Source organism: Bradyrhizobium sp. USDA 4454, assembly GCF_054822705.1.
Window position 1 is genome coordinate 5,519,881 of record NZ_JBTRCN010000001.1, and the last position, 24,702, is coordinate 5,544,582.

At 65.5% G+C, this 24,702-nt stretch carries 23 protein-coding genes; 18 read left to right on the forward strand and 5 right to left on the reverse strand.

Annotated features, from left to right (window positions below; genetic code table 11):
- The first annotated feature begins 100 nt into the window (after window positions 1-100).
- Window positions 101-877: an SDR family oxidoreductase gene (locus ACVIW0_RS25695; RefSeq protein WP_461354886.1), complete on the forward strand. Its 777-nt coding sequence runs from the start codon at window positions 101-103 to the stop codon at window positions 875-877.
- A 137-nt stretch (window positions 878-1,014) separates the two neighbouring features.
- On the opposite strand, the gene ACVIW0_RS25700 is transcribed toward ACVIW0_RS25695, so the two are convergent.
- Complete coding sequence (locus ACVIW0_RS25700) at window positions 1,015-1,866, reverse strand: alpha/beta hydrolase (protein ID WP_461354887.1); 852 nt, start codon at window positions 1,864-1,866, stop codon at window positions 1,015-1,017.
- Window positions 1,867-1,954: 88 nt separating this feature from the next.
- Here ACVIW0_RS25700 and ACVIW0_RS25705 point away from each other — a divergent pair, with 88 nt between their 5' ends.
- The gene (locus ACVIW0_RS25705) at window positions 1,955-3,376 is read left to right on the forward strand and encodes an amidase (RefSeq protein ID WP_461354888.1); all 1,422 of its coding nucleotides are present in this window, start codon (window positions 1,955-1,957) and stop codon (window positions 3,374-3,376) included.
- 6 nt (window positions 3,377-3,382) lie between these two features.
- On the opposite strand, the gene ACVIW0_RS25710 is transcribed toward ACVIW0_RS25705, so the two are convergent.
- From ACVIW0_RS25710 to ACVIW0_RS25720, 3 genes are all read right to left on the reverse strand, one after another.
- The gene (locus ACVIW0_RS25710) at window positions 3,383-4,015 is read right to left on the reverse strand and encodes a TetR/AcrR family transcriptional regulator (RefSeq protein ID WP_461354889.1); all 633 of its coding nucleotides are present in this window, start codon (window positions 4,013-4,015) and stop codon (window positions 3,383-3,385) included.
- A gap of 228 nt (window positions 4,016-4,243) precedes the next feature.
- Window positions 4,244-5,269 (reverse strand): histone deacetylase family protein, encoded by a 1,026-nt coding sequence (locus tag ACVIW0_RS25715; RefSeq protein WP_461354890.1) that lies wholly within the window; start codon window positions 5,267-5,269, stop codon window positions 4,244-4,246.
- A gap of 46 nt (window positions 5,270-5,315) precedes the next feature.
- Window positions 5,316-6,020: a GntR family transcriptional regulator gene (locus ACVIW0_RS25720; RefSeq protein ID WP_456755947.1), complete on the reverse strand. Its 705-nt coding sequence runs from the start codon at window positions 6,018-6,020 to the stop codon at window positions 5,316-5,318.
- Between the two features lie 149 nt (window positions 6,021-6,169).
- Between ACVIW0_RS25720 and ACVIW0_RS25725 the strand changes: the two genes are divergently transcribed.
- The 13 genes from ACVIW0_RS25725 to ACVIW0_RS25785 all read left to right on the forward strand — a co-directional run bounded on the left by ACVIW0_RS25725 (window position 6,170) and on the right by ACVIW0_RS25785 (window position 20,369).
- Window positions 6,170-6,943: a class II aldolase/adducin family protein gene (locus tag ACVIW0_RS25725; protein WP_461354891.1), complete on the forward strand. Its 774-nt coding sequence runs from the start codon at window positions 6,170-6,172 to the stop codon at window positions 6,941-6,943.
- Window positions 6,944-6,970: 27 nt separating this feature from the next.
- The gene (locus tag ACVIW0_RS25730) at window positions 6,971-8,521 is read left to right on the forward strand and encodes an ABC transporter substrate-binding protein (RefSeq protein WP_461354892.1); all 1,551 of its coding nucleotides are present in this window, start codon (window positions 6,971-6,973) and stop codon (window positions 8,519-8,521) included.
- 73 nt (window positions 8,522-8,594) lie between these two features.
- Window positions 8,595-9,566 (forward strand): ABC transporter permease, encoded by a 972-nt coding sequence (locus tag ACVIW0_RS25735; protein ID WP_461354893.1) that lies wholly within the window; start codon window positions 8,595-8,597, stop codon window positions 9,564-9,566.
- Entirely contained in the window at window positions 9,563-10,402 is an 840-nt protein-coding gene (locus tag ACVIW0_RS25740; RefSeq protein ID WP_461354894.1) for an ABC transporter permease, read from the forward strand. The genes ACVIW0_RS25735 and ACVIW0_RS25740 overlap by 4 nt, the downstream gene beginning before the upstream one ends.
- Before the next feature lie 3 nt (window positions 10,403-10,405).
- Entirely contained in the window at window positions 10,406-12,025 is a 1,620-nt protein-coding gene (locus ACVIW0_RS25745; RefSeq protein WP_461354895.1) for an ABC transporter ATP-binding protein, read from the forward strand.
- A 3-nt stretch (window positions 12,026-12,028) separates the two neighbouring features.
- Window positions 12,029-12,958 (forward strand): 2-hydroxyacid dehydrogenase, encoded by a 930-nt coding sequence (locus ACVIW0_RS25750; RefSeq protein WP_461354896.1) that lies wholly within the window; start codon window positions 12,029-12,031, stop codon window positions 12,956-12,958.
- A 22-nt stretch (window positions 12,959-12,980) separates the two neighbouring features.
- Window positions 12,981-14,045 carry a phosphotransferase gene (locus tag ACVIW0_RS25755; RefSeq protein WP_461354897.1) on the forward strand — a complete coding sequence of 355 codons (1,065 nt, stop codon included), beginning with the start codon at window positions 12,981-12,983 and terminating at the stop codon, window positions 14,043-14,045.
- A gap of 4 nt (window positions 14,046-14,049) precedes the next feature.
- Window positions 14,050-15,333 carry an aspartate aminotransferase family protein gene (locus ACVIW0_RS25760; RefSeq protein ID WP_461354898.1) on the forward strand — a complete coding sequence of 428 codons (1,284 nt, stop codon included), beginning with the start codon at window positions 14,050-14,052 and terminating at the stop codon, window positions 15,331-15,333.
- A 197-nt stretch (window positions 15,334-15,530) separates the two neighbouring features.
- Window positions 15,531-15,737: a ferredoxin gene (locus ACVIW0_RS25765; RefSeq protein WP_029078045.1), complete on the forward strand. Its 207-nt coding sequence runs from the start codon at window positions 15,531-15,533 to the stop codon at window positions 15,735-15,737.
- Window positions 15,738-15,797: 60 nt separating this feature from the next.
- Window positions 15,798-17,024, forward strand: a complete 1,227-nt coding sequence (locus tag ACVIW0_RS25770) for a cytochrome P450 (protein WP_461354899.1) — start codon at window positions 15,798-15,800, stop codon at window positions 17,022-17,024.
- A 77-nt stretch (window positions 17,025-17,101) separates the two neighbouring features.
- Window positions 17,102-18,424, forward strand: coding sequence for an MFS transporter (locus ACVIW0_RS25775; RefSeq protein ID WP_461354900.1), 1,323 nt, complete (start codon window positions 17,102-17,104; stop codon window positions 18,422-18,424).
- A gap of 12 nt (window positions 18,425-18,436) precedes the next feature.
- Window positions 18,437-19,099: a sulfite oxidase-like oxidoreductase gene (locus tag ACVIW0_RS25780; RefSeq protein ID WP_461354901.1), complete on the forward strand. Its 663-nt coding sequence runs from the start codon at window positions 18,437-18,439 to the stop codon at window positions 19,097-19,099.
- Window positions 19,100-19,148: 49 nt separating this feature from the next.
- The gene (locus ACVIW0_RS25785) at window positions 19,149-20,369 is read left to right on the forward strand and encodes a bifunctional alpha/beta hydrolase/OsmC family protein (protein ID WP_461354902.1); all 1,221 of its coding nucleotides are present in this window, start codon (window positions 19,149-19,151) and stop codon (window positions 20,367-20,369) included.
- Window positions 20,370-20,637: 268 nt separating this feature from the next.
- On the opposite strand, the gene pdxR is transcribed toward ACVIW0_RS25785, so the two are convergent.
- Window positions 20,638-22,095 (reverse strand): MocR-like pyridoxine biosynthesis transcription factor PdxR, encoded by a 1,458-nt coding sequence (gene pdxR / locus ACVIW0_RS25790; RefSeq protein WP_461354903.1) that lies wholly within the window; start codon window positions 22,093-22,095, stop codon window positions 20,638-20,640.
- Between the two features lie 88 nt (window positions 22,096-22,183).
- On the opposite strand from pdxR, the gene ACVIW0_RS25795 reads away from it, so the two are divergent.
- From ACVIW0_RS25795 to ACVIW0_RS25805, 3 genes are all read left to right on the forward strand, one after another.
- Complete coding sequence (locus ACVIW0_RS25795) at window positions 22,184-23,083, forward strand: DMT family transporter (RefSeq protein ID WP_461354904.1); 900 nt, start codon at window positions 22,184-22,186, stop codon at window positions 23,081-23,083.
- A gap of 244 nt (window positions 23,084-23,327) precedes the next feature.
- A complete protein-coding gene (locus ACVIW0_RS25800; protein WP_461357422.1) occupies window positions 23,328-23,858 on the forward strand; it encodes an AAA family ATPase in 531 nt (176 codons plus the stop codon).
- A 103-nt stretch (window positions 23,859-23,961) separates the two neighbouring features.
- Entirely contained in the window at window positions 23,962-24,693 is a 732-nt protein-coding gene (locus ACVIW0_RS25805) for a phosphotransferase (protein WP_461357423.1), read from the forward strand.
- The last annotated feature ends 9 nt before the right edge of the window (window positions 24,694-24,702 follow it).

Consider the following 24,702-nt stretch of genomic DNA (forward strand, 5'->3'; position numbering starts at 1 on the left):
CTGCGTGCGAGCGCAACGCTGCAGTGCAGTGTTGACCGCGGCGCGACCCTGCCCCACCAATTTCGCCGATATCCGTTCCTCAAAACCAGCGAGACATCCCATGGATCTGCATCTGCGCGGCAAGCGAGTCCTGATCACCGGCGCTTCCAAGGGCATTGGCGCGGCCGCCGCCGAAGCCTTTGCCGAGGAAGGCGCCAATCTGCTGCTCGCCGCCCGCAATGGCGAGCAATTGAAGGCGCTGGCCGAACGGCTGCGCTCCGCGCACCAGATCGATGCCGCGATCAGCGTGGTCGATCTGCGCAAATCGGACGACCTCGCGCGGCTGGCGAAGGAGTCGGCCGACATCGACATCCTGGTCAACAATGCCGGCGATATCCCGGGCGGCTCGATCGACAAGATCGACGAGGCGACCTGGCGCCATGCCTGGGAGCTCAAGGTGTTCGGCTACATCAATTTGACGCGTGCGATCTATGCCCAGATGAAGGCGCGCGGCGGCGGCGTTGTTATCAACGACATCGGCGCGGCCGGCGAGAAGTTCGACGCCAATTACATCTGCGGCAGCGCCGGCAATGCGGCGCTGATGTCGTTCACCCGTGCGCTCGGCGGCAAGAGCCTCGCCGACAACATCCGCGTCGTCGGCATCAATCCCGGCCCGGTCGGCACCGACCGCCACGTCACGCTGCTCAAGACCCGCGCCAGGAACCAGTTCGGCGACGAGAGCCGCTACACCGAATTTCAGAAGGGCCTGCCGCTCGGCCGTCCCGCGCATGCGCGCGAGATCGGCGACCTGATGGCGTTCCTGGCGTCGGACCGCGCGGGCTATACCTCGGGCGTGATCTACACGGTCGATGGCGGGCTGACGTCGGGGTGGGGCTGACGTCGCCGCTTGCACCACCGTCATCCTGAGAAGCCGCGAAGCGGCGTCTCGAAGGATGGGCCACGGGCCACGCCACCCTTCGAGGCTCGCTTCGCTCGCACCTCAGCGACAACGCTACGCATTGCGCGGGGATGACGTTACCCCGCCGTCCGCTCGAACAACTGCCGGATCAGCGTCGTGATGCGGCCCTGCGGCGCCTGCATCTCGCGCATGATCGAGAAATGATCGGCGCCGGGGATCTCCTCATAGGTCACCGGCAGACCGTAGCGGGCGCGATGACCGGCGAAATCGGCGGTCTGCTTGCGCAGCAGCGGCAGTTCGGCACCGCCGACCACCAGCGACAGCGGTTTTGCCGGGCCGCCCTCCTGCATCATGGGCGAGTTGCGCCGCGACGCGGCTTCGTCGAGCCTGAGCTTCTCGTTGAGATAGGAGTGGCGGATCGGCTCGAGGTCATAGATGCCTGAGATCGCCATGCCGGCCCGGACGTTGGCGTTCGACAGCGCCATCGATGTCAGATGGCCACCGGCCGACCAGCCGGATACGACGATGCCGCCGGAGGCCGCGCCGAGCGCGGGCAGTTGCCCAGCCAGAAAATCGATGCCGGCATGGATCTCGGCGACGATGTCATCGAGCGTCGCATCCGGCGCCAGCGTGTAGCCGATCAGCGCGACGTTGATGCCATGCGCCAGCGGCCCCTCGGCAAAGATCGTGAACACCTCCTTGGCACGGGCCTGCCAATAGCCGCCATGGATGAACAACAGCGTCGGCGCACCGTCGCCGGCTTTCAGGACATCGATCCGGTTGCGCTCGCGCGGGCCGTATCTGAGGTCGAGATGCTGCGCGTGCTGCTGGCGCATCGCAGCCGAGCGCTGCTCCCAACCGGCGACGAGCTCGGCGCTGCCCTTGACGGCGACGCCATTGTTCAAGCCGAGGTCACGCTCCCGCTGGCTCATCGCGCGCCAGTCCAGCGCGGAAAACAACGCTGCCATCCCTGCCCCTTCGGTTCTCGTCGCATTGCCACGACGGCAAGAAATGTTCTACAGCACAAGCCAACAGAACGCATAGGAGCAACGGTGCATGGCTGATCAGGGCCTGGTGAAGGAAACGGCGTGTGCCGTCGTCGAGAAGCTGAAGGCCGGCGACGTTACGCCGCTCGATCTGCTCGACGTGCTGGAACAGCGCATCGCCGAGGTCGACGGCAAGGTCAATGCGCTGCCGACGCTCTGCTTCGACCGTGCCCGCAGCCACGCCAAGGCCCTGATGCAGAAGCCGGCCGGCGAGCGCGGCCTGCTCGCGGGGCTTCCCGTTCCGATCAAGGATCTCACCGCGGTTTCCGGCGTGCTGACCACGCTGGGCTCGCCGATCTTCAAGGACAATATCCCGGCGAAGTCGGACATCCTGGTCGAGCGCCTCGAACAGAACGGCGGCGTGATCTACGCCAAGTCGAACACGCCGGAATTCGGTGCCGGCGCCAACACCTTCAACGAGGTGTTCGGCTCGACCCGCAATCCCTGGGACACGTCGCGCTCGGCCGCCGGCTCCTCCGGCGGCGCCGCGGCGGCACTGGCCAGCGGCACCGCGTGGCTCGCGCACGGCTCCGACATGGGCGGCAGCCTGCGCAACCCGGCGAGCTTCTGCGGCGTCGTCGGCCTCAGGCCCTCGATCGGCCGCGTCGCACATACGCCGAAATTCGGCGTCGACCGCACCCTCGGCGTGCAAGGACCGATGGCGCGCAATGTCGAGGACCTCGCCCTTCTGCTCGACGCGATGAGCGGCGAGCATGCCGCCGATCCGCTGTCGCTGCCCGCATTGCCGACATCGTTCCTGTCCGCGGCACGCTCCGGCAACAAGCCGAAGCGCATCGCCTATTCGCCCGATCTCGGCATCACCCCTGTCGATCCCGAGGTCAAGGCGGTGACCCGCAAGGCGGCGGAGCGTTTTGCGGAAGCCGGCGCGATCGTCGAAGAGGCGCATCCCGACCTGCGCGAAGCCCATGAGTGCTTCCACGTGCTGCGCGCGTTCGACTTCGCGATCAGCAAGGCCGAATTGCTGCGCACCAAGCGCGATTTGCTGAAGCCCGAGGTGATCTGGAACATCGAGGAGGGGCTGAAGCTCACCGTCGAGAAGCTCGAGCGCGCCGAGGCGCAACGCGTCGCGATGACGCAGCGTGCGCTCGAATTCTTCGACAAGTACGACCTGCTGCTGGCGCCCGCGACCATCGTGCCGCCATTCCCGGTCGAGCACCGCTATGTCGCCGAATGCGCCGGCAAGGAATTCGACAATTACGTCGAGTGGCTCGGCATCGTCTACGCGATCACGCTGGCCTGCTGCCCGGCATTGTCGCTGCCCTGCGGCTTCACCGCGTCGGGCCTGCCGATCGGCCTGCAGATGGTGGCCAAGCCGCGCGCCGAGGCGCAGCTGTTGGCCGGCGCAAAGGTGCTGGAGGACATTCTGGGCGTGCGCGGCACCACCCCGATCGATCCGCGGCCGCCGCGCTAACGCGGCCTATGCCTTACCTTCCGCCGCCTGCAGCGCGACGGTAAGCGCGAGCTTGGTCTGCTCGACGATTTCGTCCAGCAGCTCTTCGCGGCTGATCTGGGCGGACTCGCCGGTGAGCAGGCCCTGCTCGGCCAGCATCACGATGCCGTGCAGCCCGGCCCAGATCTTCAGCGCCTGCCGCTCGCGCAACAGCCCGACGGCCGGCGCCTCGAACGACTCGATCAACAGCGCCAGCGTTTCCATCGCCGCGACGTGCAGCTCGCTGCCCTTGGGCGCGCAGGCCATGGTGCGCGACGCGAACATCAGCCGGTAGATGCCGTGGCGCTCGAGCCCGAAGGCGAGCGCGGCCTGCGCGAAGCGCGATAGTTTCGAGCCCTTGCCCGGCTGCGTGATCGCCTCGCGCATGATCACGTTGAACTGCCGGAACGCCTCCGCGGTAACCGCCTCGAGCAAGGCCTCGCGGTCGGCGAAATGCCGGTACGGCGCCGGCTGCGAGACGCCGAGCTGCTTGGCCAAAGCCTTGATGCTGATCGCTTCCGGCCCGCCAAGCTCGACTTCGCGCAACGCGGCCTGGATCAGCGCTTCGCGAAGGTCGCCATGGTGGTAGGTTTTGAACGGCTTACGAACGATTTGTCCCATTACAGCAACGATTATCGACCCATCAGACCGTAGCTGAGAACAGGATATCAGAGAAGTCAAACACTTACCTTATCCCTTCCAGACCTGTTCGCGAACTGGCCAGCAACTGGCCGGTTCGTGCAAGGCGCTAAAGCGCGATGAGATTTGGTTGAATCGTCATCGCGCTTTAGCTCTTTGTTTGAGCATGATCTTTTCGGAAAACCGCTTCGTACTTTTCCGTATCATGCTTTAGCGCGCGGCCTCGAACCCGCCGAGCACCGCCGTCAGATTGGCGCCGAGGATATCGGAGAGATAGCCGCCCTCCTGCACCAGCACCGTCGGCAGGCCGAACCGGGCCAGCCCCTCGCCGATCCGGCGGAAGCCATCGGTGGTGACGGCGAGACCCGCGAGCGGATCCTTCTCGGAAGCATCGAGACCGAGCGCGACCACGAGCGCGGTCGGCGCAAAGGAACGGATGGCCCGCTCCGCCGCCGCCAGCGCCTTCATGTAGTCGTCGTCGCCGGTGCCCCTGGCGAGGGGAATGTTGAGATTGGCGCCGAGGCCGGGTCCGGCGCCGCGCTCATGGGCATAGCCCCAGACGAACGGATAGAAGAACGACGGATCGGCGTGGATCGAGACGGTGAAAACATCCGGCCGTTCGTAGAAAATGCCCTGCGTGCCGTTGCCGTGATGCACGTCGACGTCGAGGATCGCGACGCGCTCATGCTTCTGGCGCAGATGCTCGGCCGCGATCGCACTGTTGTTGAGGAAGCAGAAGCCGCCGGCCATGTCGCGATAGGCGTGGTGGCCGGGCGGACGGCACAGCGCATAAACCGCATCCTCGCCGTCCAGCACCATCTGCGCGGCGGTGACCGCGACATCGCTCGAGGCGCAGGCGCCGGCCCAGGTGCCCTTGCCGATCGGCGCTGCGGTGTCCGCCGTGTGCCAGCCGAGCTTGCCCACGATATGGGTCGGATAGGTGGCAGCGTTGCGCACCGGGTGGATGTTCGCGATCATCTCCGGCCCGGCATCGCCGAGCGCGGTCCACGCATCCCAGGCCTCGGCAAGGAAGCTCAGATATTCCGGACTGTGCACGCGGGCACGCGGCCCCTGCCCGAATTTGGTCGGCTCGATCAGCGTGTGCTTGCCGGCCTTCAGGCCTGCCAGCAGGCGATCGGCGCGCTCGGGCTGCTCGGTGGTGCGCTGGACCACGCCGCGGACCAGGAAGAACTGCGGATCATGGCTGCGGTGCAGATCACTGTAGACGGCCTTCACGGGACACTCCTGTTGGATGAATCAGAAAGATCGCAAGATCGCACGGCTATTTCGCCGCCACCGGCCACGGCGGAATCTCGCGCACCAGCCGTCCGACTTCGCGCCAGGCATGGCCGATGTGGTAATCGACATGAGCGACGATGCGCTCGGGATGACCGGCCTCGATCGCGGCGAGCACCGGCTCGTGCGTGCGTGCGATCTCGTGCGGATCGTCATAAAGGCGGCCGATCAGGCCGATCACCATGCGCAGCTCGGAGGCGAGATCGTCGAACAGCCGCAGCATCCGCCGGTTGCCGGCGATCTCGCAGATCAGGCGATGGAAGCGGTAGTCCTCCTCGACCTGCCGCGCCGGATCGTCGAGATCGGCAGTCTCGTGCAGCACGTCGATCTGGCGGCGCAGCTTGTCGCGCGTCTCCGGCGTCAGGTTGCGCGCGGCGAGCACCGCGGCATGACGTTCGACGCACAGACGCAGGTCGTAGATCTCGTCGATATCGTCGGCGGCAAACTGCCGGACGAAGAAGCCGCGGCGCGGATTGGCGACCAGCAAGCCCTGTTGTTCGAGCAGCCGCGCCGCCTCGCGCACCGGCGCCCGGCTCACTCCCAGCTCGCGCGCAATTCCGGCTTCGACGACCTTTGATCCCGGCGGCAGCCGCCCCTGCACGATGGCTTCGGTCAGACGCCGGGCGACCTGGCCGACAAGGTCGGTCTCATTGAGGGCCGGCAAGCCGACCGGAGGGGAAATCGTGCGCATCAAAAAGGGTCCGTTTCGACCCTTGTACATTATTTAATCGTCGATTGTCGACAGTTTAGACTTGATCAATTCTTAGATTGTCGACAGTTTATTGGCGCGGGCATTGCAACGCAACAAAAACGGCCCGCGGACAGGGACTAGCAGCAACGATGACGACGCATGTGCGGCCCGACGCCGTGAAGGACCAGAACCAGCAATTCCGCATCGACCTCGCCGCGGCCTACCGGCTGATCCACCGGCTCGGGCTCGATGACAGCATCTACACCCACATCTCGGTGCGGCTGCCCGGCAGCCATGACCGCTTCCTCATCAATCCCTACGGCATGCGCTTCGAGGAGGTGACGGCGTCCAACCTCGTCACCGTCGATCTCGACGGCGTCGTGATCGACGACCCGCTCGGGCTCGGTATCAATCCGGCCGGCTTCACCATCCACAGCGCGGTGCATGCGGCGCGGCCGGACGTCGCCTGCGTGCTGCACACCCACACCGTGGCCGGCGTCGCGGTGTCCTGCCAGAAGCAGGGACTATTGCCGCTCAATCAATGGTCGATGCAGTTCACCGGCTGCCTCGCCTATCACGATTACGAAGGCATCGCGCTCGATCTCGACGAACGCGAGCGCCTGGTCGCCGACCTCGGCGACAAGTTCGTGATGGTGCTGCGCAATCACGGCATGCTGACCTGCGGCCGCTCGGTCTCAGAGGCGTTCAAGCTGATGCACAATCTGGAGCGATCCTGCCGCGCGCAGCTTGCGATCCAGTCCGCCGGCGCCGAGATCGCACCGCTGTCGGACGCGGTCGCGCACAAGACCGCCGGGCAATACGCAACCTTCTACGACGGCATCGAGACCAACGGCGTGCCCGATACCGAGTGGGCCGCCTTCAAGCGCATGCTCGCGCGCACCGATCCGGATTTCGTCAACTAGAGCGTATTCGAACAAGAGAGCCTGAACATGTTGAAGCGAGTTCTGTTGAGTCTTTTGGTGGCGAGTGCCCTGAGCACCGCGGCTTTCGCCGAGGAGCCGAAATCCGGCGGCGTGATCAACGCGGTGATCCAGCCGGAGCCGCCTGGCCTGATGATGGGCCTGGTGCAGAACGGCCCGACCCAGATGGTCGCCGGCAACATCTATGAAGGCCTGCTGCGCTATTCAGCGAAACTCGAGCCGCTGCCCGGTCTCGCCGAAAGCTGGAGCGTCAGCGAGGACGGCAAGACCTATACCTTCAAGCTGCGCAAGGGCGTCACCTGGCATGACGGCAAGCCGTTCACCTCGGCCGACGTCGTGTTCTCGATCGAATTCCTCAAGCAGACCCACCCGCGCGCCCGCGGCAATTTCGCGCAAGTCGACAAGATCGAGACACCTGACGACAACACGGTGATCTTCAACCTGAAGCAGCCGTTCGGGCCGTTTATCGGCGTCTTCGAAGTCGGATCGCTGCCGATGATCCCGAAGCACATCTATGAAGGCACCGATTTCAAGACCAACCCCGCCAACAATACGCCTGTTGGCACCGGCCCCTTCATGTTCAAGGAATGGCAGAAGGGCTCGTTCATCCGCCTGGTCAAGAATCCGAGCTACTACATCAAGGGCCTGCCGCATCTTGACGAGATCTACTGGCACGTGATCCCCGACGCCGCCGCACGTGCGGTGGCGTTCGAGACCGGCAAGGTTGACGTGCTGCCAGGCGGCTCGGTCGAGAATTTCGACGTGCCGCGCCTGTCCAAGCTGAAGGGCGTCTGCGTCACCGGCGCCGGCTGGGAGTTCTTCAGCCCGCTGTCATGGCTGTGGCTCAACAACCGCTCCGGCCCGACCGCGAACAAGAAATTCCGCCAGGCGGTGATGTACGCGCTCGATCGCAATTTCGCGAAAGACGTGATCTGGAACGGCCTCGGCAAGGTCGCGACCGGCCCGTCGAGCTCGTCAATCAAGTACTACAGCAGCGACGTGGCGAAATACGACTACGACCCGGCCAAGGCCAAGGCGCTGCTCAAGGAAGCCGGCTACAACGGCGAGAAGGTCCGCCTGCTGCCACTGCCCTATGGCGAAACCTGGCAGCGCTGGGCCGAGGCCGTGAAGCAGAACCTGCAGGACGTCGGCATCAACGTCGAAATGCTCTCGACCGATGTCGCAGGCTGGAACCAGAAGACCTCGGAATGGGACTACGATATCGCCTTCACCTATGTCTATCAGTACGGCGATCCCGCGCTTGGCGTCAGCCGCACCTATGTCTCCAGCCAGATCGTCAAGGGCAATCCGTTCAACAACGTCGAAGGCTATTCGAACCCGGAAATCGACAAGCTGTTTGCCGACGGCGCGGTCGCCTTCCCCGACGCGGCACGCAAACCGTTTTATGACAAGGCGCAGAAAGTCCTGGTCGACGATGTGCCGGTGGCCTGGCTGCTTGAACTGCAATTCCCAACCATCACCCGCTGCAACGTCAAGAACCTGATCACGACCGCGATCGGCGTCAACGACGGCTTCCGCGACGCCTGGCTCGACAAATAGAGCTCGTTGCCGGGCCGCGGCGTGCACAAGGCGCCGCGGCCCCCTCCTTTCCCGAACACAACCGAAGTCACCGATGCTCGCATTCATAGCCCAGAGACTTGCCAAGGCCGTGGTCGTCCTGCTCGCGATCGTCGTCCTCAACTTCATGCTGATCCGCATGGCGCCGGGCGATCCAGCGATGGTAATGGCGGGCGAGGCCGGCGCCAGCGACCAGATCTTCGTCACGCAACTGCGGGAGAAGTTCGGGCTCGACCAGCCGGTGCCGGTCCAGCTCTACCGCTACGTCAAGGGCATCGTGACGTTCGATCTCGGCTTCTCGTTCCGCCAGCAGATGCCGGTCGCCAAGCTGATCGCCGAGCGGCTGCCGGCGACGCTGCTGCTGACCGTCACGGCCTTCGTGATCTCGTTGCTGCTCGGCGTTCTGTTCGGATCATTGGCCGCACGCTTTGCCGGCACCTGGGCCGATACTGCGATCACGATACTGGCGCTGATCTTCTACGCCACGCCGCTGTTCTGGGTGGCGCTGATGGCAATCCTGCTGTTTTCGGTCGCGATGGATTGGCTGCCGAGCTTCGGCTACGAGACCGTCGGCGCCAACTACACCGGTCTCGCCCATCTGCTCGACGTCGGCGCCCATCTGATCCTGCCTGCGACGACGATGGGCCTGTTCTTCATGGCCACCTATGCCCGGATGACCCGTGCCTCGATGCTCGAGGTGAAACGGCACGATTTCGTCAAGACCGCACGCGCCAAGGGCCTGCGCGACGCCGTGATCCAGCGCCGCCACGTGCTGCGCAACGCGCTGCTGCCGGTGGTGACGCTGGCGGGCCTGCAGGCCGGCACGCTGGTCGGCGGCGCCGTGCTCACCGAGACCGTGTTCGCCTGGCCCGGCATCGGCCGGCTGATGTACGAGGCGCTGCTGCAGCGCGACTACAATCTGCTGCTCGGCGTCTTCGTGGTGTGCTCGGCGATGGTGCTGGCCTTCAACCTGATCACCGACCTGATCTACCGCGCGGTCGATCCCCGCATCGAGTTCGCCTCATGAGCAAGTTCTGGCGTACCATGCTACGCAACCCCGGCAGCATGATCGGGCTCGTGATCCTGCTGCTTGCGATCGCGATCGCTATCTTCGGCCCGCTGCTGTTTCCGACCTCGCCCTGGCGCATGGTGCAGCGGCCGTTCCTGCCGCCGCTCACGGTGCCCGGTCTGCCGCTCGGCACCGACGCACTCGGCCGCGACGTGCTGGCCGGCATCATCTACGGCGCCCGCGTCTCGCTGCTGGTCGGCCTGGTCTCGACCATGGCCGCGCTCGCGGTCGGGATTCCCGTCGGCGCCCTCGCCGGCTATTTTGGCGGCAAGGTCGGCGACGCCCTGATGCGCTTCACCGAATTCTTCCAGACCGTGCCGAGCTTCGCGCTCGCCATCGTGCTGGTCGCGATCCTGCAGCCCTCGATCGTCTCGATCGTGCTGGCGATCGCGATCGTGAGTTGGCCGCCGGTCGCCCGCCTGGTCCGCGGCGAGGTGCTGTCGCTGCGTACCCGCGAATACGTCCAGGCCGCGATCGTCACCGGTCAGAGCCACAGCTGGATCATCTGGCGCGAGATCCTGCCCAATGCGCTGTCGCCCGTCATCGTGCTGGCCTCGCTGATGGTCGCGACCGCGATCCTCCTGGAATCCTCGCTCTCCTTCCTCGGCCTCGGCGATCCCAACCTGATGTCCTGGGGCTACATGGTCGGCGCCGGCCGCACCGTGATCCGCCAGGCCTGGTGGATCACGCTGTTCCCCGGCATCGCGATCCTGCTCTCGGTGCTGGCGCTGAACCTGATCGGCGAAGGCCTCAACGACGCGTTCAATCCGCGCCTCAACAAGGAAGGGCGTTGACGCATGTCGGCCGCACCCGTCGTCTCGATCAAGAATTTGAAGCTCGCGCTGCCGCCGGGCTCCGACCGTCCCTACGCCGTTGACGGCGTCTCGTTCGATCTCGTGCCCGGCAAGATCCTCTGCGTGGTAGGCGAGTCCGGCTCCGGCAAGTCGATGTGCGCGCATGCGCTGCTGGGGCTGTTGCCCGACACCATCATCCGCGAGGCCGGCGAGATCGGCTATGACGGCCAAAATTTGCTCACCCTCGACGACACCGGCTGGCTTGCGCTACGCGGCCGCCACATCGCAATGGTGTTCCAGGAGCCGATGACCGCGCTCAATCCGTTGATGCGGATCGGCGACCAGATCGCCGAAATGTTCGAGGCGCACAATCTGTTGACGCCGCGGCAACGCAAGCAGAAAGCGTTGCAGCTGCTGCGCGAGGTCGGCCTGCCCGAGCCCGAACGTTCGGCGCACGCCTACCCGCATCAGCTGTCGGGTGGCCAGCGCCAGCGCGCGATGATCGCGATGGCGCTCGCGTTGGAGCCGGCCGTGCTGGTGGCCGACGAGCCGACCACCGCGCTCGACGTCACCACGCAGGCGCAGATCCTCGAGCTGATCCGCGACTTGCAGCGCCGCCGCAACATGGCGGTCATGTTCATCACCCACGATTTCGGCGTCGTCTCCGATATCGCCGACCGCGTCGTCGTGCTCCAGCACGGCAAGGTGGTCGAACAGGGCGCGGCCGACGAGGTGTTGCGGCGTCCGCAGCATGCCTACACGCGCGCGCTGCTCGCGGCGGTGCCCTCGATGCAGCCGCCGGCGCGTGCGCCGCTTGCGGATCGCGCCAAGGCGGTCGAGGTGATCGGTCTCGACAAGACCTATGTCAGCGGCGGCGGCTGGTTCCAGCCCGAGCGGCGGGTGCGCGCCGCGAATGAGGTCAATTTCGACATTCTGCAAGGCGAGACCGTCGGCCTGGTCGGTGAATCCGGTTCCGGCAAGTCATCGGTCGCCCGGCTCGTGATGCGCCTGATCGAGCCGGATCAGGGCACGGTCCGTCTCGGCGACACCGATTTCACCCGTATCGCTGGCCGCGCGCTGCGCAAGGAACGCAGCCGCATCCAGATGATCTTCCAGGATCCATTCGCCTCGCTCAACCCGCGCCGCAAGGTCGGCAACATCATCGCCGACGGGCCGATCGCCCACGGCACCGATCCGGCGGTCGCACATCAGCGCGCCGCTGAGCTGCTCGGCCTGGTCGGCCTCAATGCCAGCGCGATGGAACGCTATCCGCACGAGTTCTCAGGCGGCCAGCGCCAGCGCATCGGCATTGCCCGCGCGCTTGCGCTCGAGCCGGAGATCATCGTCGCCGACGAAGCCGTCTCGGCGCTCGATGTCTCGGTGCAGGCGCAGGTGCTGAACCTGCTGGAAGACCTCAAGGCGCGGCTCGGCCTGTCGATGCTGTTCATCACCCACGATCTGCGAGTGGCGGCGCAAATCTGCGACCGGATCGCGGTGATGCAGCGCGGCGCGATCGTCGAGCTGAAGCCGACTGCCGCGCTGTTCTCGGCCCCCGAACATCCCTATACACGCGAGCTGCTCGCCGCGGTGCCCGGCCAGATATCTTCATCGCGTGCGGCCTGAACCATGCGTTGTGTCCTGATCAGCAGCAGACTCGACCTGCGCGACTATTTCGGCGCGGAGCTGGCGCGCATTGCGCCGCGCGTCGAGGTGGTCGATCACGCCGGCGATGCCGCGGATGTCCGTCTCGCCCTCGCCTGGCATCCGCCCGACGACGCGTTCGAGCGCTATCCCGATCTGCAGGCGGTATGCTCGATCGCCGCCGGCGTCGACAACATCATGGCCTGCCCGAGCCTGCCGCCCGGTGTCGACGTGGTGCGCGTGGTCGATCCCGGACAGGGGCAGATGATGTCGGGCTTCATTGCCTGGCATGCGATCGGGCATCAGCGTGGCTTTGCCGCCTTCCGCGCCCAGCAGCGCGACCGAATCTGGCAACGCGGCGCGCAGCGCCGCGCGCAGGATGTCCCGGTCGGCATCCTCGGCAATGGCGAGATCGGCCGGCGCGTCGCCGTCGACCTCGCCCATCTCGGCTTTCCCGTGATGTCCTGGAGCCGGACCGCCAAGGCGATTTCATCGGCGAGCCGCAGTTTTCACGGACCCGCCGGTCTAGCCGCGATGCTCGGCGAGACCGAGGTGCTGGTCAATCTCCTGCCCCTGACGCCGGAGACACGCAACATCCTCAATGGCGATCTGTTCAGTCGGCTGCGCCGCGAGGGCTACCTGATCCAGGTTGGCCGCGGCGAGCATCTGGTGGAAGCCGATCTGCTTACAGCACTCGAGAGCGGTCAGCTGTCCGGCGCTGCGCTCGACGTGTTCGCGACCGAGCCGTTGCCCGCGACACATCCGTTCTGGCATCATCCCCGGATCACCATCACGCCGCATGACGCCAGCGACGTCAGCATCAGCGCCGTCGCGACCACGCTCGCCACGACGGCAGACGCGATCCGCGCCGGACGGCGTCCGCCGCATGCGATCGACCGCGCCCGCGGTTATTGATTGCGATATCGAGGAGCGTCAGATGCAGATCTCCCGCTCGTCCACAGACGCCGCGCACCCGCTCGACGGGCTGCGCGCCGCCGAGCCGATTGCGGAGGCACATGCGCTGACGCTTGTCAGGGAGCACTACGGCCTGTCGGCCGAGATCCGCCGGCTCGACAGCGAGCGAGACCAGAATTTCCGGCTGCGCACGCCAGATGGATGCGAATACGTCCTCAAGATCGCCAATCCGAGTGAGGATCGCGCCGTCACCAATCTGCAGACCGAGGCGCTGCGTCACGTCGCGGTCCGTGATCCGCTGCTGCCGATCCCGCGCATCATCCCTGCGCGGAATGGCGCAGCCGAGCTCGACATCGGCTTTGACGACGGCTCGACCAGGGTGACGCGGCTGCTGACGTTCCTTGCGGGAACGCCGATGCATCAGGCGCCGCCGTCGGCGTCGTTGCGCGGAGACGTCGGCCGCTGCGCAGCGCGGCTCGCACGTGCGCTGCGCGACTTCGTTCATCCCGGTGCAAACCACAAATTGCTCTGGGACATCCAGCATGCCGCCGAACTGCGGCCGCTGCTCGGCGCGGTGCCATCAGCCCAGCGCGAGCTGGTCGAACGCGTCCTCGATCATTTCGAGGCCGACACCGTGCCTGTGCTGGCGCAGCTTCCGAAGCAACCGCTGCACAACGATCTCAATCCGCACAACATCGTCGTCGACGCGGCCTCGCAGGCCCGCGTCGGCGGCATCATCGATTTCGGCGACATGACCGCAACGGCGCGCATCAACGACCTCGCGATCGCGGCGGCCTATCAGGTGACCGACAGCGACGAGCCGCTGGCGCCGGCGCTCGATCTGGTCGCGGCCTATCACGCGGTCTCGCCGCTCGAGCCGCGCGAGCGCGGCATCCTGTTCGACCTGATCGCGACCCGCATGGTGATGACAATCGTGATCAGCAACATCAGGGCCGTTCGCTATCCGGAGAACAGCGGGTATATCCTGCGCAACAACAAGCAAGCGTCGGCCCGGCTCGCCCGGATCGCGACACTGACGCGAACAGAGGCCACACGGCAGATCGAGCGTGCCTGCCAGGGAGACTGACACAATGCCGGCCGACACCTCGACCCAGGAATCGACCCAAGCGCTGATCGCGCGCCGCAACCGCCTGCTCGGTCCCGCCTACCGGCTGTTCTACGAGCAGCCGGTGCATGTCGTGCGCGGCGACGGCATCTGGCTGTATGACGCCGCAGGCAAGCGCTATCTCGACGCCTACAACAACGTCGCCTGCGTCGGCCACTGCCATCCGCATGTGATCGAGGCGATCGCGCGGCAGGCCGCGGTGCTCAACACCCACACCCGCTATCTGCACGAGACGATCCTCGACTACGCCGAGCGGCTGCTCGCGACCTTCCCGGCCGAAATCGGCCAAGTGATGTTCACCTGCACCGGCAGCGAGGCCAACGATCTGGCGCTCCGCGTCGCCCGCACTTGCACCGGCGGCACCGGCGTCATCGTCACCCGGACCGCCTATCACGGCGTGACGGGCGCGTTGGCCGAGTTGTCGCCGTCGCTCGGACTGCCCGAGCCGACCGCGCCCCATGTCCGTCTGGTGCCGGCGCCGCAGTCCGCCGGCGACGAAACGGGCGAGATCTTTGCAAGCCACGTCCGTGCAGCGTTCGAGGATATGACCCGCAGCGGCATTCGTCCGGCCGCGCTGCTGGTCGATACGATCTTCTCCAGCGACGGCGTGTTCGCCGATCCGCCGGGCTTCCTGCGGCCGGCGGTGGAGGCCGCGCACGCGGCCGGCGCGCTGTTCATTGCCGACGAGGTGCAGCCTGGCTTCGGCCGCTGCGGCCAGGGCCTATGGGGCTTTGCCCGCCACGGCATCGTTCCCGACATGGTCACGATGGGAAAGCCGATGGGCAACGGCCATCCGATCGCCGCGATGGCTGCGCGACCAGAGTTGCTGAAGGAGTTCGGCGCCCGCTCACGCTATTTCAACACCTTTGGCGGCAATCCGGTGTCGGCCGCCGCCGGCATGGCGGTGCTCGACGTGATCGAGCGGGAAGGCCTGGTCGCGAACGCCGGGCGTACCGGTGCGCTTCTGCGCCAGCGGCTCGACGCATTGCGCGCGCGGCATGAACTGGTGGCGGAGGTCCGCGGCGCCGGCCTGTTCATCGGTGTCGACTTGCGCCATGGCGGCGCGCCCGCCGGCCAGCAGGCGGCGCGGATCGTGAACGCGCTGCGCGAAAACGGCGTGCTGATCAGCGCGGCGGGGCCAGGCGGCAATGTCCTGAAGATTCGCCCGCCGCTGGTCTTTGGTGCGGAGCATGTCGACCTGCTGGTCGACGCCCTCGACCAGGCGCTGCAGGAACATTCGCCGGGCTGACCGCCCCCACCATCCCAAACGGCCGGCGCCCCCTGAATTTTCGCTTGACGCGCGCGCCCGACGATAATGTAATAGACTATAACTTGGCGAATCCGGCTTTGAGGCTGACCGCCCAAGCAAGCTAGAACTTGCATCATACGCAAATGAGGAAACCGGGCGCGCTCCGCAGCGCGCCAGAGCCGAGGGAGAGCGCTTGCATGTCCAAGCTCAGAATCCGCGTCGACCAGGACAAATGCCAGGGTCACGCGCGCTGCAAATCGCTCGCCCCCGAACTGTTCGAGCTCGACGAATACGGCAACGCCCATGAGGCCGGCGACGGGACCGTTCCCGCCGGGCTCGAGGACAAGGCCTGGCTCGCGCAGACCAATTGCCCGGAAATCGCGATCGAAGTCACCGAGGAGTAACGGCCGCGCGCCGCCCGCTCTGCCGACCAGCGTTTGATCGAACGAGAAGGAAACGAGCTGATGTCCGATTCCCCGTCCGCAAGCTTTCTGCCCGAGCATCCCCCGGTCACCGACTGGGTGCATGATTTCGACCACACCGATCCGGTCTGGACCGACGACCCGTTCCCGATCTGGGAGACGCTGCGCGCGGCCTCGCCGGTCGTGCACACCGAGCGCTTCCTCGGCTGCTACATGCCGACCACCTATCAGGCGGTGAAGGAGATCGCCTACGACACCGAGCACTTCTCCTCGCGCCGCGTCATCGTGCGCGACATCCGCCCCGAGATCACGGCCCGCGCACCGCCGATCACATCCGATCCGCCGGAACACAAGCCCGCCAAACAGGTGCTGCTGCCGCCGTTCACGCCGGATGCGATGAAGCGGCTGGAGCCGCGAGTGCGCGCGATCTGCAACGAGTTGATCGACGAATTCATCGCCGATGGCCATTGCGACGCCGCGGCGCGCTATACCAAGCACATCCCCGTGCGCGCCATCGCGCACATGCTGGGAATCCCCGAGAAGGACGGCGACCTCTTCATCAAGTGGATCCACCAGATCCTCGAGCTCGGCATCAAGAACGAAGCGGAGCTGATGAACGGCGTGCGCGAGATGACCGGCTATTTCATGGCCCATCTCGAGCAGCGCAAGCTTGAGCCGGGCGACGATCTGATCTCGCAGCTCTTGCGGGCCAAGGGCCCCGGCGGCCAGCCGCTGACCGACGAGCACGTGCTCGGCTCGCTGCGGCTGCTGTTGATCGCCGGCATCGACACCACCTGGAGCGCGATCGGCTCCTCGCTCTGGCACCTCGCCAAGACGCCCGCCGACCGCAAGCGCCTGGTTGCGGAGCCCGCGCTGATCCCGACCGCGATCGAGGAATTCCTGCGCGCCTATTCGCCGGTCACGATGGCGCGCGAGGTGATCAAGGAAACCACGATCTCCGGCTGCCCGGTCAAGGCCGGCAACATGGTGCTGCTGTCGTTCCCTGCGGCCAACCGCGACCCCGCCATGTTCCCCGATGCCGATAAGGTGGTGATCGACCGCAAGGAGAACCGCCATGCCGCCTTCGGCCTCGGCATCCACCGCTGCGTCGGTTCCAATCTGGCGCGAATGGAGATGCAGGTCGCGATCGAGGAATGGCTGAAGCGGATTCCGGATTTCCGCCTCGACCCGGCCGGCAAGGTGACCTGGTCGGAAGGCACGGTGCGCGGCCCGCGTCAACTGCCGGTTCTGTTCGGCAAGAACGCCTGAAGAGCAGGTTACATCGCCCCACGCAAATGGGATAGGTTGCCCCGGAATCGTGCCAGAGAATCCGGGGAGGCCTGCCAATGTCCGAACAAACCGCTCAATCCGCGAGCGATCATCTCGACATCCATGACGTCGAGCGGCGGGTGAAGGCGATCTTCATCGGATCGGTCGGCAATCTCGTCGAATGGTACGATTTCTACGCCTACACCGCGTTCGCGCTGTATTTCGCGCCGGCGTTCTTCCCGCACAGCGACCCGGTGGTGCAGCAGCTCAATGCCGCCGTGCTGTTCGCCGCGACCTTCCTGATGCGCCCGCTCGGCGGCTGGTTGTTCGGCTTCATCGCCGACCGCTACGGCCGCCGCCTGTCCTTGACGCTGTCGGTGGTCTGCATGTGCTTCGGCTCGCTGATCATCGCGGTGACGCCGACTTATGCCACGATCGGCATTGCGGCCCCGGCGATCCTGGCGCTCGCCCGCGTCATCGAGGGCTTGAGCCTCGGCGGCGAATATGGTGCCAGCGCCACCTATCTCAGCGAGGTCGCCGACCCCAAGCATCGCGGCTTCTACTCCAGCTTCCAGTACGTCACACTGATCGGCGGCCAGCTCACCGCGATCATCGTGCTGCTGTTGCTGCAGAAGGTGTTCCTGACCCCGGACGAGCTGAAGGCCTGGGGCTGGCGGATTCCCTTCGTGATCGGTGCCTTGCTCGCGATCTTCGCAGCGGTGATGCGGCGCGGCCTGCACGAGACCGAGGCGTTCGAGGAGGCCAAGAAGGTCTCCAAGCCGACCGGCTCGATCGTCGGCCTCCTGAACTACCCGCGCGAATTGCTGCTGGTGGTCGGCCTCACTGCCGGCGGCACCGCGGCGTTCTACACCTTCACCACCTACATGCAGACCTTCGTGAAGCTGTCGGTCGGCCTGACCGAGGACCAGACCACCTTCGTGATCTTCGGCTCGCTGATCTTCGCGACCTTCCTGCAGCCGATCTATGGCGGCCTCTCCGATAAGATCGGCCGCAAGCCGCTCTTGATCTTCTTCGGCGTCGCCGGCACGCTGGCCACGATCCCGATCCTGACCGCGCTGAAGGAGACCAAATCGCCTTTCATCGCCTTCCTCCTGATCTGCGGCGCCTGGATCTTCGTCGCCGGCTACACCTCGATCAATGCGATCGTGAAGGCCGAGCTGTTCCCGACCAATGTCCGCGCGCTCGGCGTCGGCCTGCCCTACGCCATCACGGTATCGATCTTCGGCGGCACCGCGCCCGCGGTCGCACTCTATTTCAAGAGCATCGGGCACGAGGACTGGTTCTACTATTATCTCAGCGGCATGATCTTCCTGTCGCTGCTGATCTACTCGACCATGCGCGACACCAAGCACGACTCGGCGATGCATCGCCACGAATGATGGACTGACGCCATGACCGACGACCAGGAGCCACCCGAGAGCAAGCTGACGCGCAGCAAGCAGCGCTGGGCGCGCGAAGGCAAATTCCTCACCGGCAAGATTACCCGGCCGGAAGAGCAGCGCCTGCCGCCGGGCCAGCATCTGACCAAGGACTGGCCGGTGCTCGATCTCGGGCTGCTGCCGAACATCACGCGGGAGCGCTGGCGGCTCGACGTCTACGGCGCGGTCGAGCAGACGATCTACTGGGATTGGCCGCAATTCACGGCGCAGCCGCAGACGCAATTTGTTTCGGATATCCACTGCGTCACGACCTGGTCGCGCTACGACAATCAGTGGGAGGGGCTCGCCACACGCGACCTGCTCGCCGCCTGCCAGCCGCGCGAGGATGCGCGCTTCGTCGTGCTGCACTCGTATGACGGCTACACGACGAATCTGCCAATCGAGGACTTTGCCGCCGAGGACGCGCTGCTCGCGCATAGCTGGTCCGGCATGCCGCTGGAGCAGGAACATGGCGGCCCGGTGCGGCTGGTGGTGCCGCATCTGTATTTTTGGAAGAGTGCCAAATGGCTGCAGCGCATCGAATTCCTGACTGCGGATGCGCCGGGCTTCTGGGAGGTGCGCGGCTATCACAATCGCGGTGATCCCTGGGCCGAACAGCGCTATTCTGGCGACTGACTTTCTCACCTCTCCGATGGGAGAGGTTTAGAACCATCCGGAGCAAAAGATGCCGCACGAACGCTTTCAATTCACCGGTGTGGGCGGTCATCAGCTTGCCGCCGCACTCGATACGCCCGACGGCCCGATCAAGGCCTATGCACTGTTCGCGCACTGCTTCACCTGCGGCAAGGACGTGCTGGCGGCAAAGCGCATCGCGGTCGCGCTCGCCGCCAAGGGCATCGCCACGCTGCGCTTCGATTTCACCGGCCTCGGCTCCAGCGAGGGCGATTTCGCCAACTCGACCTTCTCGTCGAACGTCGCCGACCTGGTCCGCGCCGCCGACCACCTGCGCGAGACGCGCAAGGCGCCGGCGATTCTGATCGGCCACAGCCTCGGCGGCGCCGCGATCCTCGCCGCCGCGGGCCAGATTGCCGAAGCGAAGGCGGTCGTCACCATCGCCGCGCCGTCCGACCCCGGCCACGTCACGCATTTCTTCAAGGATCGGATCGAGGACATCCGCGCGCAGGGAGAAGGCGTGGTGTCGCTCGCCGGCCGTCCGTTCCGCATCACGCGCGAATTCCTCGACGACGTCGCCGAGCAGAATCTGATGGCGCAGGTCAAGCAGCTGCGCAAGGCGCTGCTGATCATGCACGCGCCGACCGACGACACCGTCGGCATCGACAACGCCACCAACATCTTCATCGCGGCCAAGCACCCCAAGAGCTTCGTCTCACTTGCAGGCGCGGATCATCTCCTGAGCGGCAAGCAGGACGCCGCCTACGTCGCCGACGTGATCGGCGCCTGGGCCGAACGCTATCTCGATCTTGCGCCGCAGCCGGCAGCCGATACCGGCAGCGCGCCGCGCAACGTCGTGGTGCAGGAGACCCGCAACGGCAAGTTCCAGCAGCTCGTCACCACCGGTCCGCACCGGCTGATCGCCGACGAACCGGTTGCGGTCGGCGGCAACGACAGCGGCCCCGGGCCGTACGATTTCCTGCTCACCGGGCTCGGCGCCTGCACCTCGATGACGATGCGGATGTATGCCGACCGCAAGGCGCTGCCGGTCGATCGCATCACCGTGACGCTCCAGCACAACAAGATCTACGCCAAGGATTGCGAGGAGTGCGAGACGCGCGAGGGCATGCTCGACCAGATCGAGCGCGTCATCAGGATCGACGGCGACCTCGACACCGACCAGCGCAAGCGGCTGATGGAGATCGCCGACAAGTGCCCGGTGCACAAGACGTTGACCTCGGAGGTGCGGATCGTCACCAGGGCGGCGGAGTGAGCCTGCGACGCAGGAAAAGAGCCGGCGCAAGGGCGCGCTGACAAATATCGAGGAACAACCCCATGCAAAGGAGCCGGCGGTAGCCGGCGACCGACTGAAGCGCGGAGATTGGGTTGTATTGTTATCGCGCCTTAGCTCCTTGTTTGAGCATGATCTTTTCGGAAAACCGCTTCGCACTTTTCCGGATCATGCTCCAAGCCACTTGACACGTCGGGCAACTCAGCCATATAATTCTAATATTCCGAAATCCTGCAAGCCCCCTCGCCATCTACCCGCGCGCCGCGCGCTTGCCGGTCAGGCAGTTCGCCATGGTGCGGACCGCGGCGCCGATCTCACTTTCGCGCCAGGCCGCGAAGCCGAGCAGCAGGCCGTGGTCGCGCGGCCGTTCCAGCGCAAGGCTTGACAGCGCGCGCACCTCGACACCGGCGGCCACCAGCCGCGTCACGGCGCCCTGATCGGCGGCAGCATCCTTGAAGCGGGCGATCAACTGCATGCCGCCCGGCGGGACCTCGACCGTCAGCACCCCGCCCAGCTGCCGCGCCAGCGCCGCGGCGAGATGGTCGCGGCGCGACCGGTAGATCCGCCGCATGCGCCTGATGTGTGCCGGGAAATGCCCGTCAGCCATGAAATCGGCCAGCGCTTCCTGGACATGCACGGACGCGATCAGCCCGAGATGCCGCTGCGCGATCTCCATGGTTCGCGCCAGTTGCGGCGGCACCACCAGATAGCCGATGCGGATATCGGCCGTCATCGCTTTTGCGAACGTGCCGAGATAGAGCACGCGTCCCTCGCGGTCGAGCCCCTGCAACGCCGGCATCGGACGGCTGTCATAGTGAAACTCGCCGTCGTAATCGTCCTCGACGATCCAGGTCTTGCCGGGCGCGGCGGAAGCCAACAATTCGGTGCGGCGCGCAACCGGCATCACCCGCCCGGTCGGATGCTGATGCGAGGGCGTCGTGAAGATCAGCTTCGGCGCACGCGCCGCGCGCGTCCGCATCATGCCCCATTGGTCGAGCCTGACACCGACGACGTCGGCGCCGGCCGCGCGAAACGCCGCCGCGGCGCCGGGATAGCCGGGATCCTCGGTCCACACCGCATCGCCCGGCGCGATGACGGTTGCGGCGATCAGCGTCAGCGCCGCCTGCGCGGTCGGCAGGATCAGGATCTGATCGGCCTCGGCGTGCACGCCGCGGCTGATTTCGAGATAGTCGCGCAAGGCTTCGCGCAGGCTCGGGCGGTTGATCACGGTCTGGTCGTTGAAGCGGCGGCGCAGCGCGCTGCGGCGCAGGCAGCGCCCCCAGATCTGGTGCGGAAACTCGCGCGCATCCGCCAGCCCGGAACGCAGCGGCCGGAAATTGGCCTGGTAGGACAGCGGCCAATCCGTCTCGGAAAGCCGCAAGGCCCAGGGCGACAGCAGCGGTCTGCGGGGGCCATCGCGTCGTAGCACCGGCACAGGCTTGGCAAAGCGCGCCTCGATATCGTCTGACACCACCGGACGGCGCCGCGCGGCGACGCGCAGATACCCCTCGGCCGCGAGCTGCTCATAGGCATGCGTCACCGTGTTGCGCGAGACCGCGAGCTCGGCTGAAAGCGTGCGGCTCGACGGCAGCACGGCGCCGCTCCGGATCCGGCCGCTCGCCATCAGCGCGCGCAGCTGTTGCGTCAGCTGCGCGGCCAGCCCGGCGTCGTCCGATCGCTTCAGCTCGAGCAATTCGGCGAGGATCATCTGGCTCCTTAGTTCTATCAGATCTGGCTCTTTCGATAGAGCCAGCGCGATCCTATTCACAAGCGGTATCGCCTGCAAGGATACCGCCGTGAATCAATCGCTATCGCCGGCCAAAGCCGCCGCTTTGTTCATCGTCGTGGTGCTGGCCTGGGGCATCAACTGGTCAGTCACCAAATCGCTGGTCGCGGCGGTGCCGCCGCTGTGGACCGCATCGATCCGGAGCTGGGTCGCGCTGATCGCGCTATCGGTGATCCTGCGCGCCAGCAGCAATTTGATCATTCCGCGGATCGCCGATGTCCCGGTCGTGCTCAGCGTGGCGCTGCTGCATATGACGTTCTTCTCGACCCTGGTCGCCGCCGGCCTGCGCTATCTGCCGGCCAGCAAGGGCATCGTGCTCGGCTACACGACGCCGCTCTGGGTGGCGCTGGCGGCAGGTGCGGCGCGAACCGAACGGCTCGGCGCGCTGAAGCTCGTTGGCGTCGCGTCGGGACTTGCCGGCCTCGGCGTGATCCTCACCCCGGCATCGCTGGACTGGAGCAATCTGCACGTCATCGCCGGCGCCGGCATGATCATCCTCGCCGCGATCTGCTGGGCCGCCAACATTATCTATATCCGCTCGCACCGCTGGATCGCGACGCCGCTGCAGCTGTTGCTGTGGCAGGTGCTGGTCGCGACGCTGGTGCTGACCACGACGGCGCTGGTCACCGAGGGCGTGCCCACGGTGACATGGTCCCCGCATCTCGTGCTGCTGTTCCTCTATTCCGGCTTCATCGGCACGGCGCTCGCCTATTGGGCGATGTCCATGGTCAACAAGAGCCTGCCGGCGCTGACGACATCGCTCGGCACCACGGGAACGCCGATCGTCGGCATCGTGACCGCTTCACTGCTGCTCGGCGAGCCGATCGATCTCTCACTGGCGATCGCTGCGGCCCTGATCGTCGGCGGCATCGCGTTGAGCTCGCTCGCGGATGCGCCGGCGCGGGCGTAATGAGGGCCCGCCCTCATAGATTCGTCACGTCCGCTTCGGTCTCGGAAGCTGACGTCGAAACCGACGTAGCTGCATGTCGGCCTCGGGCCAATAGGCGACATGTCATCGAAGGGTGTCGATTGTGCTGCGGTCGACCAAATGTCAAATTCTTCGGATGCAAATGTGAGTGAAGTGGTCGATGGCGGAGCATTGCGAAGCTGAGTACCGAAATGACCTTTCAATGGAACGGATCGGAAGAACGGAAATGGGCATCAGAAACTATTTGATTGAAGGCCTTTCTGGTGCCGGCAAAACCACGGTGGCTGAAGAACTGCAGCGGCGCGGTTACCATGTCGTCCACGGTGATCGGGAGTTAGCTTATTATGGCGATCCTGAGACCAGTGAGCCATTGCAGGGCCTTGCCCGCGAGAGCGTGATGACCAACACCACGTTTGGGCACGAGCGCTGGATTTGGAATGTAGGGAAAGTCAAATCCCTGATTGCTGATCAACGTAACCCTCAGTCCTTCTTCTGTGGAGGCTCAAGGAATTTCCACCATTTCATTGATTTGTTTGACAAGGTATTTATTCTCAACGTTGATCTCGATACGCTGAACCGGCGGCTGACCGCGAGGCCACAAGATGAATTTGGTGGAAGACCGAGCGAACGGAAGCTGATTGCGCGGTTATATGCGACGAAGGAAAGCATCCCGAAAAATGGCATTGTAATCGACGCCACGGCCTCGCTTGGACAGGTCGTGGATGAAATCCTATCAAAATGCCAGGTGGCAGACTAAGGGCCGCACTAGTGACCGTTGAACTGAGAGAGTCGCTTGCGACGAAGTTGTCGGAAGTCAGTTGACCAACAAGCTCGACGGAGGAGTGCGCTTTATGTCGTCAGTGGGATGGGAGGTACTCCGGCGGTGGGGTGAAGACGCAGTTCGCGTCGAACGGCTCGCTGGTGGCGTCGCTAACGACGTGTGGAGCCTGCGTGTCGATGAGCGTCTCGCGGTCGGTCGTCTAGGTGCCAGGAGCGACGCTGATCTCGCTTGGGAGACCGAACTCCTCCGGTACCTCGACCGTGAAGGCCTGACCGTGCCGGTGCCAATCCCGACGACAGACGGCCGGCTGTTTGCGGACGGTCTGGTGGTGATGACATACGTCGAGGGCGGGCCGCCAGAGACGGAGGCGGACTGGCGTCGGGTGGCCGACGTGCTCCGCCGGCTGCATCGGTTGACTGCGAGCTGGCCGCAGCGCCCTGGCTGGCGATCGTCGACCGATCTCCTGCACGCCGAGACTGGGACGAGGATCAACCTTGGCGCTATGCCGCCTGAGGGCGTTGCTCGATGCCGAGCCGCGTGGGCGCGGCTCATCGGACGTCAGACCTGCGTCGTCCACGGTGACCTTAACCCGCGCAATATCCGCATGACCGCGGATCGGGTCGCGCTGATTGACTGGGACGAGTCGCATGTTGACGTCCCCGACCTCGACCTGGCGCTGCCCCATAACGCTGCCGGTCTCGACAGCGTCACGCATGACATAGCGGCGCAGGCGGCAGCCGCGTGGCAAGCTGCCGTTTGCTGGGACGATGAATACTCGATTAAGCGGCTTGCCGAAGTTAGAGCGGTCTGAGTAAGCGGT

Excerpts from the sequence above, each read along its gene's own strand:
- ACVIW0_RS25755 (WP_461354897.1), top strand. The coding sequence starts at position 12,981 with ATGCAGATCTCCCGCTCGTCCACAGACGCCGCGCACCCGCTCGACGGG.
- ACVIW0_RS25775 (WP_461354900.1), top strand. The coding sequence starts at position 17,102 with ATGTCCGAACAAACCGCTCAATCCGCGAGCGATCATCTCGACATCCAT.
- ACVIW0_RS25780 (WP_461354901.1), top strand. The coding sequence starts at position 18,437 with ATGACCGACGACCAGGAGCCACCCGAGAGCAAGCTGACGCGCAGCAAG.
- ACVIW0_RS25750 (WP_461354896.1), top strand. The coding sequence starts at position 12,029 with ATGCGTTGTGTCCTGATCAGCAGCAGACTCGACCTGCGCGACTATTTC.
- ACVIW0_RS25725 (WP_461354891.1), top strand. The coding sequence starts at position 6,170 with ATGACGACGCATGTGCGGCCCGACGCCGTGAAGGACCAGAACCAGCAA.
- ACVIW0_RS25800 (WP_461357422.1), top strand. The coding sequence starts at position 23,328 with ATGGGCATCAGAAACTATTTGATTGAAGGCCTTTCTGGTGCCGGCAAA.
- ACVIW0_RS25765 (WP_029078045.1), top strand. The coding sequence starts at position 15,531 with ATGTCCAAGCTCAGAATCCGCGTCGACCAGGACAAATGCCAGGGTCAC.
- pdxR (WP_461354903.1), bottom strand. The coding sequence starts at position 22,095 with ATGATCCTCGCCGAATTGCTCGAGCTGAAGCGATCGGACGACGCCGGG.
- ACVIW0_RS25700 (WP_461354887.1), bottom strand. The coding sequence starts at position 1,866 with ATGGCAGCGTTGTTTTCCGCGCTGGACTGGCGCGCGATGAGCCAGCGG.
- ACVIW0_RS25710 (WP_461354889.1), bottom strand. The coding sequence starts at position 4,015 with ATGGGACAAATCGTTCGTAAGCCGTTCAAAACCTACCACCATGGCGAC.
- ACVIW0_RS25720 (WP_456755947.1), bottom strand. The coding sequence starts at position 6,020 with ATGCGCACGATTTCCCCTCCGGTCGGCTTGCCGGCCCTCAATGAGACC.
- ACVIW0_RS25770 (WP_461354899.1), top strand. The coding sequence starts at position 15,798 with ATGTCCGATTCCCCGTCCGCAAGCTTTCTGCCCGAGCATCCCCCGGTC.
- ACVIW0_RS25695 (WP_461354886.1), top strand. The coding sequence starts at position 101 with ATGGATCTGCATCTGCGCGGCAAGCGAGTCCTGATCACCGGCGCTTCC.
- ACVIW0_RS25785 (WP_461354902.1), top strand. The coding sequence starts at position 19,149 with ATGCCGCACGAACGCTTTCAATTCACCGGTGTGGGCGGTCATCAGCTT.
- ACVIW0_RS25740 (WP_461354894.1), top strand. The coding sequence starts at position 9,563 with ATGAGCAAGTTCTGGCGTACCATGCTACGCAACCCCGGCAGCATGATC.
- ACVIW0_RS25735 (WP_461354893.1), top strand. The coding sequence starts at position 8,595 with ATGCTCGCATTCATAGCCCAGAGACTTGCCAAGGCCGTGGTCGTCCTG.
- ACVIW0_RS25760 (WP_461354898.1), top strand. The coding sequence starts at position 14,050 with ATGCCGGCCGACACCTCGACCCAGGAATCGACCCAAGCGCTGATCGCG.
- ACVIW0_RS25705 (WP_461354888.1), top strand. The coding sequence starts at position 1,955 with ATGGCTGATCAGGGCCTGGTGAAGGAAACGGCGTGTGCCGTCGTCGAG.
- ACVIW0_RS25745 (WP_461354895.1), top strand. The coding sequence starts at position 10,406 with ATGTCGGCCGCACCCGTCGTCTCGATCAAGAATTTGAAGCTCGCGCTG.
- ACVIW0_RS25730 (WP_461354892.1), top strand. The coding sequence starts at position 6,971 with ATGTTGAAGCGAGTTCTGTTGAGTCTTTTGGTGGCGAGTGCCCTGAGC.